The following is a 9,638-nucleotide window of genomic DNA, read 5'->3' as shown; positions in this document are numbered from 1 at the left end:
TCACCCGGCCGCCGTGTCGATCTCGATGATGTCGGGTGCCGTGCCGGCGACCGCAGTCACCGTGCGGTCGATGATCGCGGGCTCGACGCCGGCCTCGGTGAGTGCGGTCACGAGGTGACCCGCGACGGCGGTGAAGGCATCGGTCGAGATGCCCTTGCCCTGGTGGACGGTACGCAGCTGACGGCCGGTGTACTCGACCGGGCCGCCCATCACCTGGGAGACGAGTGCCGTCTGGTGTCGCTTGAGTCGGTCCATCTCGACGCCGTCGAAGTACCCGCGGAGTCGGTCGTCGTCGAGGATGAGGACGTAGAACCGGTCGACGACCGCAGCGACCGCCTGGCCGCCGCCGACCGCCTCGTAGTCGCTGCGCGCTTGGTTGTCGGACTGCTCGTTACGGCTGTCGTTCATCGGTGGGTTCCAATCACTGGCAGGGCAGGGGTGTTCCTTTCTTAGCAGAGTCGAACCGCGCACCTGAAGCCGTCAGGTCGGCATTGTGGAAACGCCCGTACTGTGGCATCGGGAGGCGAAAGTCCCCGTCATCAGGCTGTTCGGGCGTCGGCTCGAGACCGGAACACGGCACGGTGCCGGGGGATTTCACAGCTGCGGGAGTGTCCCGCGCACCCGACTCAGCCGAGCAGCGCCGCGAACCCGAGCACGGCGCTCGTCGCGGCGAGCACGAGCAGCACCACGTTCACCGTGGGATTCTCCTTCCGGCGAACATGCACCACGATGGCGCCCACCATCACGAGCGCGAGAGCGGATGCCGCGATCGGGCTCAGGATCGGCGCGATGCCGGTGAGCGCGGGCAGCACGATGCCGATGGCGCCGAGCACCTCGGCTGCGCCGATGACCTTCAGCGTCGGCTCGGTGAAGTCCTCGGTCCAGGCCATGCCGGATGCCGCGAGCGCAGCCTTCGGGCGGACGAGCTTCATGAAGCCGGCGGCGAAGAAGGCGAGTGCGACGAGGCCGCTGACGATCCAGAACGCGATCAGCATGGGATCCCTCTCAGGTTCAATGGTTACTGTTTGTGTGCAACCACATGATGCGTGAGTATTGAAGGACGTGCAAAAGGCACATCCGCGTGCAGAAGGCACATGCGTGTGCGTGAGCAACATCGGAGGATGCGATGACGATCCTGGGATCGCAGCCCCAACCCGCTCGCAGCGACTACGAGGGCGCCTGCGCGAGCCGCGGTGACGGCGACGGCCGCGCGGTGCGAGAGGTGCTCGACCGCATCGGCGACAAGTGGTCGCTGCTCGTGATCGTCACGCTCAACGACGGCCTGCTCCGGTTCACCGAGCTGCAACGGCACATCCCCGGCATCTCGCAGCGGATGCTGACGCTCACCCTGCGCCAGCTCGAGCGCGACGGCCTCGTCGCGCGCACGGTGCACGCCGAGGTGCCTCCGCGCGTCGAGTACGAGCTGACCGACGTCGGCCGCACCCTCATCCAGCCGTCCATGGCCCTGGCCGGGTGGGCGATCGAGAACTACCCGCGCATCACCGACGCGCGGGAGCGCTTCGACGCGAACAGCGCTCGAGCGGCGGCGACCACGCGCTGAGGGCGCGAGCCCAGGCAGCCGCCGGTCACTCGGGCGCCTGCCGCTCGAGTGCAGCCGCCTCGTTCCGGTAACCCACGGTCTCGTAGAGCACGATGACAAGCGCCGGGGAGCAGGCGGCGAGCAGGAGCCCGATGCCGATGCTCGCCCCGGATGCGACGGCGACGACCGCACCGGCGAGCACCAGTGCGGCCGTTGCGAAGGCCCAGAGATGGAGCCGATCCGTCGACCGCAGGAGCAGCACGTACAGGGCGAGCAGCATCAGCTCGTACACGAGCACCGGGACGACCACGGTGAGCACCGCGGCCACGGCGTCGATATGCGCCTCGCCCGCGATGAACGTCGCAGCGACGTGGAGCCCGGCGCCCGTGCCCGCCACGGCCGCGAACACGAGGATGTGGCCGTAGCTCCATCCGTACGCGCGACCGCGATGTCGCGCCAGGAGGCGCCCGACGGGCACCGTGAAGTACAGCCACCACATGCCGAACGCGAGTGCGGTCCCGCTGAAGGCGATGAGCACCGCCTCGGGGGACCACCCCACCCGGTCGACGGCGGCGGAGACCGCGAGCACCGTGCCGAAGACGATCTCCCCGAGGGTGATGATCACGAGCAGCGAGTACCGCTCGGCCAGGTGGTGCGGATGCCACGGGGTGCCGCCGAAGCGCGTCTCGGCGATGATCGGGCCGGTCAGCTCCACCGCCGTCAGCACGCCGAACGCGACGAACGTGCCCCAGACCGGCAGCGACAGGAAGATGAGCGCGACCCATCCGACCTGCGCGACGGCGATCGCCCCGGCATACGCCAGGCACGCGCGTCGGTGCTCCGGATCATCCCTCGCGGCTCGAAGCCAGAGCATGATCGCCGCCACCCGCATGACCACGTAGCCGGCCACCATGATCGAGTTGTCGACGTGCTGTCCCTCCTCGATCGATCGGAAGAACGGCGGCAGGCCGAGGGCGATCACGACCACGCCGATCATCTCGACGAGCGTCGCGAGCCGGAACAGGAGGTCGTCGTTGTCGTAGGCGGACGCGAGCCACGAGTAGTTCACCCATGCCCAGCCGACGGCGAAGGCGCTCAGGACGAACGCGGCGATCCCGGGCGCCCAGTGGCCCGCCTCGAGCGCGTGCGCCGTCTCGCTGGACATGACGCTGAACGACACCACGAACGTGAGGTCGAAGAGCAGCTCGAGCGGTGTGGGGGCGCGATGCCGTTCGGCGGGGTCTCGACCCGACATCCGTACGAGCCGGTGCGTGAGGCTCATGCCCGTACGGTACACCGCACGGTCCGGGTCACCGGTCCGGCGACGCACCCGCTCCGCGGACGCTACGCGACACTCGGCGGACCGGCGGGCGCGACCACCCCGCGGCTCGGTGCGATGCCCGCGGCCGGCAGCTGCACCGAGACGCGGAGTCCGCCGCCGTCACGGGGAACGATGCGCATCGATCCGTCGTGCGCGCGGGTGATGCTCGCGACGATCGCCAGGCCGAGGCCGACGCCGGCGTGGTCGGAGCGGATGCGCTCGGTGCCGCGCTGGAACGGCTCGGTGAGCGTCGAGACCAGCTGCGGACTGAGCTGCTCCCCCGTGTTCTCGACGGTGAGCGTCACGGACTCGGGGCCGACGGCGGTGTGCAGCTGCACGGTGCCGTGCTCGGGGAGGTTGTGGACGATCGCATTGTGGACGAGGTTCGACGTCAGCTGCAGCAGGAGCGCGTGCGAGCCGACGGTGGTCGCGACCTCGCCCGACGTCACGATGGCGACGCCGTGCTTCTCGGCGAGCGGCAGGAGCGTCTCGGCGGCCTCCTCCGCGACGAGCGACAGGTCGACGGGCGCCCGGGTGAAGGCTCGCTGGTCGGTGCGGCTGAGCAGGAGCAGCGCCTCCGTGAGCTCGATCGCCCGGGAGTTGACGACGCGGAGTCGTTCGATGAGCTCATCCCGCTCGCGGCGCGGATCGTGCTGCGCGACGTCGAGGAGGGTCTGCGTGATCGCGAGCGGCGTCCGCAGTTCGTGCGAGGCGTTGGCCGCGAAGCGCTGCTGCTCGGCGACCTGCGCCTCGAGCCGCGCGAGCATGGCGTCGAAGCTGTCGGCCAGCTCGCGGAACTCGTCCTGGCGACCCTCCAATTCGATCCGGTGCGAGAGCGAACCGGTGGCCGCCCTGCGCGCCGCCGTTGTGATGCGCGCCAGGGGCGCGAGCATGCGCCCGGCGAGGATCCACCCGCCGAGGAGCCCGAACACGAGGAGCGCGAGCATCGCCCAGGCCACCGCCGGGACGAACGCGCGCACGAGGTCGTCGCGGCCCGGGACGAATCCCCCGATCGTGTTGATCGCCTCGGCCGGCACGTACCGCAGGAGGAACAGCCACACGACCGTGAGCAGCAGGGCACCGGCGACCATGAGGAACCCGGCGTAGCTCAGCGTGAGCTTGAATCGGACGCTGAGTCCGGGCTCCCTAGCCACGCGCGCCCCCTCCGGTCTCCGCGCCGACGGCCCCGCCGTCCGACTCGGGGCCGGTGTCGATGCGGTAGCCGACACCGGGCACCGTGGCGATCAGCCACGGCTCGCCGAGGCGCTTGCGCAGCGCGGAGACGGTGATGCGCACGGCGTTCGTGAACGGGTCCGCGTTCTCGTCCCATGCGCGCTCGAGCAGCTCCTCGGCGCTCACGACACCGCCCTCCGCGGCGACGAGCACCTCGAGCACGGCGAACTGCTTCCGCGTCAGCGCGACGTACCGTCCGTCGCGGTAGACCTCGCGACGGAACGGATCCAGGCGGAGCCCCGCGAGCTCCCGTACCGGCGGCCGGCTGACGGCGCGACGGCGGTCGAGCGCCCGCAGCCGGAGCACGAGCTCCCGCAGCTCGAACGGCTTGGTGAGGTAGTCGTCGGCGCCGAGCTCGAAGCCCGACGCCTTGTCGTCGAGCCGGTCGGCGGCGGTGAGCATGAGGATCGGCATGCCGCTGCCGGACGCGACGATGTGCTCGGCGATCTCGTCGCCCGACGGGCCGGGGATGTCACGATCGAGCACCGCGATGTCGTAGGCGTTGATGCTCAGCAGTTCCAGCGCCGTATCACCGTCGCCGGCGATGTCGGCGGCGATCGCCTCGAGCCGCAGGCCGTCGCGGATGGCCTCGGCCATGTACGGCTCATCCTCGACGACCAGAACGCGCATGCACTCGATGCTAGAAGGCCGCGCATATCGTCGGCCTATCGAAAATCGCATACGGGCCTGCAACGCGCCGCCGCCTTGACTTGCGGCATGAATCGAACCCTGACTGCACGACGACGGTTGCGCAGGACGATCGCGTTCCTCGCGGTCGGCCTCGCCGTCGCCGCCGCCGCGATCACCGGCGCATCCGTCGCCTGGTCTTCGGTGTCGTCGGCGAGCTCGTTCGGGGAGGCCCCCGGCCGGGTCGCCGACGAGGGCGGTGGCGGCGAGGTCCCTGACGGCGAACCGGGGCGCGCGGCATCCGCTGCCGACGGCGCCGTGACCGAGGCCGACGGCGTCCTGCCCGACGGCGTGACCGTCTTCGACGATCGGTACCCCGGCGTCGCGAACCTCGACGCCGGGCTGCTGTCGGCGCTGCGCGCAGCGGCGACGGATGCCTCCGCCGACGGCGTGGAGTTCTTCGTCAACAGCGGCTGGCGCTCGGCGGAGTACCAGGACCAGCTGCTGCGGGAGGCGGTCTCGACGTACGGCTCGGAAGCCGAGGCCGCCCGCTGGGTCGCCACCGCCGAGACCTCCGCCCACGTCGCCGGGGACGCCGTCGACATCGGGTCGTACGACGCCACCGCGTGGCTCTCCGAGCACGGTTCCGCGTTCGGGCTGTGCACCACGTACGACAACGAGCCCTGGCACGTCGAGCTGCGCCCCGAGGCGATCGGCGACGGCTGCCCAGCCACGTATGCCGACCCCACGCAGGATCCGAGGATGCAGCAGTGACCGGGGAGCGAACCGGTGGCAGAACGGCCCTGGTGGTGATGTTCGCCGTCTACCTCGTGCTGCTCGTGTGGATCGTGCTGTGGAAGGTCGAGCTCCCGTGGCTCGGCGAGGAGTCGAGGCGCGTGATCAAGCTCGTCCCGTTCGTGGCGGGGCCCGGTACGGGTGCCAGCCGCCCCCTCGAGGTCGTGGCGAACGTCCTGCTCTTCGTGCCCTTCGGCGTCTACGTCGGCCTCCTCGCGCCGGCGTGGTCGCGGTGGAGGGCCGCGGTCGTGTTCGCGGCGAGCAGCGTGGCTCTGGAGGTCGCGCAGTACGTGCTGGCCGTCGGCAGCTCGGACGTGTCCGACGTCATCGCGAACACCGTGGGCGGCTTGGCGGGGTTCGGCCTGCTCGCCGCGGTGCGCCGTCGGCTCCGAGCGAGGACCGCCGCGGTCATGACGCGCGCCTGCGCTGCCGGGACGGCGATCCTGCTCGTCGCGAGCGCGGTCGTCGCGGCCGCCCCCGTGCACTACGCACCGCCGGGCCACGACCCCGGCCCGCAGCGAACCATGCCGCTCCAGTAGACAGGTCAGCCCGCCGTCGCCGTCGCGATGAGGCGCAGGAGCTCGGTCGCCGTCTGCTCGAACGGCGCCAGGTCCCGTTCGGCGCGAGACATGATGACCGCGCCCTCGCATCCGGCGATGAGGAGGGCGGCCAGCGCTCCGGCACGTGCCTCCGGGACCCCACCGACCGTGAGCAGCTCGCACAGGGTGGCCGTCCACTGACGGAACACCTCGCCGCCTCGTTCGACCAGCTCGGAGGTCTCGGCGTCCACGGTCACCGCGGCGACGGCGCATCCGACCGTGAAGTCGGTCGCAACGAGCAGCCGCCGCCACGCGTCGATGAAGCCGGCGGCGACGTCGGGCGCCGGCCTCCCGCGTGACGCCTCGAGCGCCGCGAGGGCGTTCGCGCCGGCGACCTCGACCGCCGACCGCACCAACTCGTCCTTGCCGCCCGGGAAGTGGTGGTAGAGCGAACCGCGAGGCGCCCCGGATGCCGCGAGGACGTCCGTGAACGACGTGCCGTGCGACCCGTGGCTCGCCATGAGCACCTGGGTGGCGCGCACCATCCTCGCTCGGGTGTCTCCGGCCATTCGTCCTCCCCGTCTTGCTCAGGCTACTAGGACGACCGTCATACTAGCTTCTATGATGAGCGTCATAATCTGAAGGGAGCCATCATGCCGATGATCGACCTCCACGCACCCGCCGGCACGTTCGCCGATCCCCACGAGGTGGCCCGAAGCGCGGCCAGCATCGTGAAGGACGTCGAGCGGGTCCCTGACATCCCGCTGTTCCGCAACAATACGGTCGCGTTCGTCCATGAGCTGCCGGCTGCGGCGATCTCGGATGCCGCGGGCTCGTCGATCGGCGTCCGCGTCCAGGTGCTCACGAACGACGGCGCGCTCGACCGCGAACAGCAGCTCGCCGTCGTCCGCCGACTCACTGACCTGGTCGTCGAGGCATCCGGAGGCCTGATCACGGAGGACCGGGTGTGGGTGCTGCTGACCGAGGCGCAGCCCGGCGGCTGGGGCCTCTTCGGGCACGCGCAGACCAACGAGGAGATCGTCGGGCTCGCCCGCGCGGAGCTCGCACGGCTGTCGCCGGAGTGAGCGGACGAGGGACGACGCGAAGCAGGTCCCGCCAGGCCCTCCCAGACGCGACCGCTCCGGCCTACCGTTGATGGCATGGCTGATGTCCCCGCCGAGGTCCGGGAGTTCCTTAGCTCCCGCCGCGCCCGGCTGACCCCCGAGCAGGCCGGGCTCCCCGCATACGGCGGCAACCGCCGAGTGAAGGGACTGCGCCGCGAGGAGGTGGCGATGCTCGCCGGCGTCTCGGTCGACTACTACGTGCGGCTCGAGCGCGGCAATCTCGGCGGGGCATCCGACAGCGTGCTCGACGCGCTCGCGACGACCCTGCAGCTCGACGACGCCGAGCGGCAGTACCTCCACGACCTCGCGCGCGCCTCGGGGCCGGGCCTCACGCGCGGCCCGAAGCTGAAGCCATCGGTGCGGCCGGCCGTGCTGCAGGTCCTCGATGCGTTCGCGGATGCCCCGGCGTGGGTGCGGAACGGACGGCACGACATCCTCGCCGCGAACCGGCTGGCCCGCGCCCTCTACTCCCCGGTGTTCGACGATCCCCGACGGCCCGTCAACACGACCCGGTTCGCGTACCTGAACCCCGCGGCGAAGGAGTTCTGGCGCGACTACGACCAGGTCACCCACGACGCCGCCGCGATGCTCCGCATGGAGGCCGGCCGCAACCCGCACGATCCCGAGCTCATCCGGCTCGTGGGCGAGCTGTCGACGCAGAGCGAGCTGTTCCGGGAGCGGTGGGCGTCGCGCGACGTGAAGTTCCACCGCAGCGGGCGGAAGCGCCTGCACCACCCGGTGGTCGGCGACCTCGACCTGGACTACGAGTCGATGGACCTGCCGAGCGAGCCCGGGCTCGTGCTCAACGTCTACACCGCGCCCGTCGGTTCGCCGTCGGCGGATGCGATCAAGCTGCTCGCGTCGTGGGCCGCGACGCACGAGGCGGAGTTCGCTGCGGCCGACGAGGCCGTGCGCACGACGGCGCCGGTGAGGAAGCCCTAGGCGTCCCCGCCGGAACCGGCGCAGCGACTCACGCCGACGGGTACTCGTCGGCGCGCAGCTTGTCACCCCACACCGTCTCGGGCTCGTCCGCTCCGGCACCGGGCGCCTCCCACAGCGCCAGGTGGCACATGAAGCTGTCGGCGGTCGCACCGTGCCAGTGCCACTCCCCCGGCGGCGTGTAGACGGTGTCGCCGGGGCGCAGCTCGATCAGCTCCTCACCGCGCGACTGCACGTACCCGCGGCCCTCGGTCACGTGCAGCATCTGCCCGACCGCGTGTCGATGCCAGGCCGTGTGGGCGCCGGGCGTGAAGCGCACGAGGTTGAGGCGCGCTCGCGATGGCTCCTCACCCGCGTAGTAGGCGTTGAAGTACACGTCGCCGGTGAACCAGTCCTCGGGTCCCTTCACGGTCGGCCGCTTCGGCTGCCGTTGCGTGCTCATGGGCTGCTCCTTCGTCTCAGGCGGGCGGATGCCACGTCGTCATCGGTGCGCGGATGCCGCGGCATCCGTCAGCGGCCGACCATCTGCATGCCCGACGCGTCGTAGCGGTTGCCGGCGACGCCGACCCGCTCGACGAGCGCGTTCAGGTCGGCGACGTCGTCGGCCGAGAGCGCGACGGCGGTCGCTGCAGCGTTCTCGTCGACGCGCTCGCGGCGCCGGGTGCCGGGAATCGGCACAATGAACGGCCGCTGCGCGAGCAGCCAGGCGAGCGCGACCTGCGCCGGCGTCGCACCGCGCTGGTCGGCGAGCGCGCGGACCTGGTCGATCAGCACCTGGTTGGCGGCGAGGTTCTCGGCCTCGAAGCGGGGCACCCGCGCACGGATCTCGTCGGGCGCGAAGGTCGCGTCTGCCGAGACCGAGCCGGTGAAGAAGCCCTTGCCGAGCGGGCTGAACGGCACGAACCCGATGCCGAGCTCGGCGCACGCGGGCAGCACCTCGAATTCGGGATCGCGGGTCCAGAGCGAGTACTCGCTCTGCACGGCGGTGACCGGGAAGACCGCGTGCGCACGACGGATCGTCGCCGCACCCGCCTCGGAGAGCCCGAAGTGCGCGACCTTGCCCTCGGCGACGAGTTCGCCGACCGCGCCGGCGACGTCCTTGACGGGCACGTCGGGGTCGACGCGGTGCTGGTAGAACAGGTCGATCCGGTCGACCCCGAGGCGCCGGAGGGAGGCCTCGGCGACCCGCCGGATCTGCTCGGGACGCGAGTCGAGGCCCTGCATGCGACCGTCGGCGATGTTCCAGCCGAACTTCGTCGCGACCACCACCTGGTCGCGGATCGGCGCGATCGCCTCGCCGACGAGCTCCTCGTTCACGTAGGGCCCGTAGACCTCGGCGGTGTCGATGAACGTCACGCCGTGCTCGACGGCGTAGCGGAGCACGCCGATCATGTCGTCGCGGTCCCCGGGGTTCGGCCCGTAGCTCATGGACATGCCCATGGCGCCCAGCCCGATGGCCGACACCTCGAGGCCCTGGCCAAGTGTTCTCGTGTGCATGGTGTTCCTTCCGGGGTGGTGCG

13 protein-coding genes are annotated in these 9,638 nt (G+C 71.0%); 5 read left to right on the top strand and 8 right to left on the bottom strand.

Annotated features, from left to right (window positions below; genetic code table 11):
- Complete coding sequence (locus tag ACFVN5_RS05490; RefSeq protein ID WP_376953790.1) at positions 1–408, bottom strand: group 1 truncated hemoglobin; 408 nt, start codon at positions 406–408, stop codon at positions 1–3.
- A gap of 218 nt (positions 409–626) precedes the next feature.
- On the bottom strand, positions 627–995 hold the full coding sequence (locus tag ACFVN5_RS05485) for a DoxX family protein (protein ID WP_376953788.1): 369 nt from the start codon (positions 993–995) through the stop codon (positions 627–629).
- Positions 996–1,126: 131 nt separating this feature from the next.
- Here ACFVN5_RS05485 and ACFVN5_RS05480 point away from each other — a divergent pair, with 131 nt between their 5' ends.
- The gene (locus ACFVN5_RS05480; RefSeq protein ID WP_376953787.1) at positions 1,127–1,561 is read left to right on the top strand and encodes a winged helix-turn-helix transcriptional regulator; all 435 of its coding nucleotides are present in this window, start codon (positions 1,127–1,129) and stop codon (positions 1,559–1,561) included.
- Positions 1,562–1,586: 25 nt separating this feature from the next.
- Here ACFVN5_RS05480 and ACFVN5_RS05475 read toward each other — a convergent pair whose 3' ends face one another.
- The 3 genes from ACFVN5_RS05475 to ACFVN5_RS05465 form a co-directional block, all read right to left on the bottom strand.
- The gene (locus ACFVN5_RS05475) at positions 1,587–2,822 is read right to left on the bottom strand and encodes a low temperature requirement protein A (protein ID WP_376953786.1); all 1,236 of its coding nucleotides are present in this window, start codon (positions 2,820–2,822) and stop codon (positions 1,587–1,589) included.
- A gap of 62 nt (positions 2,823–2,884) precedes the next feature.
- Positions 2,885–4,015, bottom strand: a complete 1,131-nt coding sequence (locus ACFVN5_RS05470) for a sensor histidine kinase (protein ID WP_376953785.1) — start codon at positions 4,013–4,015, stop codon at positions 2,885–2,887.
- The gene (locus ACFVN5_RS05465) at positions 4,008–4,724 is read right to left on the bottom strand and encodes a response regulator transcription factor (RefSeq protein WP_376953784.1); all 717 of its coding nucleotides are present in this window, start codon (positions 4,722–4,724) and stop codon (positions 4,008–4,010) included. The genes ACFVN5_RS05470 and ACFVN5_RS05465 overlap by 8 nt, the downstream gene beginning before the upstream one ends.
- Positions 4,725–4,811: 87 nt before the next feature.
- Between ACFVN5_RS05465 and ACFVN5_RS05460 the strand changes: the two genes are divergently transcribed.
- Positions 4,812–5,495, top strand: coding sequence for a M15 family metallopeptidase (locus tag ACFVN5_RS05460; RefSeq protein WP_376953783.1), 684 nt, complete (start codon positions 4,812–4,814; stop codon positions 5,493–5,495).
- Positions 5,492–6,055, top strand: a complete 564-nt coding sequence (locus tag ACFVN5_RS05455) for a VanZ family protein (protein ID WP_376953782.1) — start codon at positions 5,492–5,494, stop codon at positions 6,053–6,055. Before ACFVN5_RS05460 ends, ACFVN5_RS05455 begins: the two co-directional genes overlap by 4 nt.
- A gap of 5 nt (positions 6,056–6,060) precedes the next feature.
- On the opposite strand, the gene ACFVN5_RS05450 is transcribed toward ACFVN5_RS05455, so the two are convergent.
- Positions 6,061–6,624: a TetR/AcrR family transcriptional regulator gene (locus ACFVN5_RS05450; RefSeq protein WP_376953781.1), complete on the bottom strand. Its 564-nt coding sequence runs from the start codon at positions 6,622–6,624 to the stop codon at positions 6,061–6,063.
- An 84-nt stretch (positions 6,625–6,708) separates the two neighbouring features.
- Here ACFVN5_RS05450 and ACFVN5_RS05445 point away from each other — a divergent pair, with 84 nt between their 5' ends.
- On the top strand, positions 6,709–7,140 hold the full coding sequence (locus ACFVN5_RS05445; protein ID WP_376953780.1) for a 4-oxalocrotonate tautomerase family protein: 432 nt from the start codon (positions 6,709–6,711) through the stop codon (positions 7,138–7,140).
- 75 nt (positions 7,141–7,215) lie between these two features.
- A complete protein-coding gene (locus ACFVN5_RS05440) occupies positions 7,216–8,121 on the top strand; it encodes a helix-turn-helix transcriptional regulator (RefSeq protein ID WP_376953778.1) in 906 nt (301 codons plus the stop codon).
- Positions 8,122–8,149: 28 nt separating this feature from the next.
- Here the strand turns inward: ACFVN5_RS05440 and ACFVN5_RS05435 are convergent, their stop codons facing one another.
- Both ACFVN5_RS05435 and ACFVN5_RS05430 read right to left on the bottom strand, forming a co-directional pair.
- Positions 8,150–8,560, bottom strand: a complete 411-nt coding sequence (locus ACFVN5_RS05435; protein WP_376953777.1) for a cupin domain-containing protein — start codon at positions 8,558–8,560, stop codon at positions 8,150–8,152.
- 68 nt (positions 8,561–8,628) lie between these two features.
- On the bottom strand, positions 8,629–9,615 hold the full coding sequence (locus ACFVN5_RS05430; protein ID WP_376953776.1) for an aldo/keto reductase: 987 nt from the start codon (positions 9,613–9,615) through the stop codon (positions 8,629–8,631).
- Positions 9,616–9,638: the final 23 nt, after the last annotated feature.

The sequence above is a fragment of the Agromyces sp. NPDC057865 genome (genome assembly GCF_042796995.1).
In the GTDB taxonomy this organism is placed as follows: Bacteria; Actinomycetota; Actinomycetes; order Actinomycetales; family Microbacteriaceae; genus Agromyces.
Note: the sequence above shows the minus strand (reverse complement) of the source record. Positions and strands in the feature narration are given on the sequence as shown.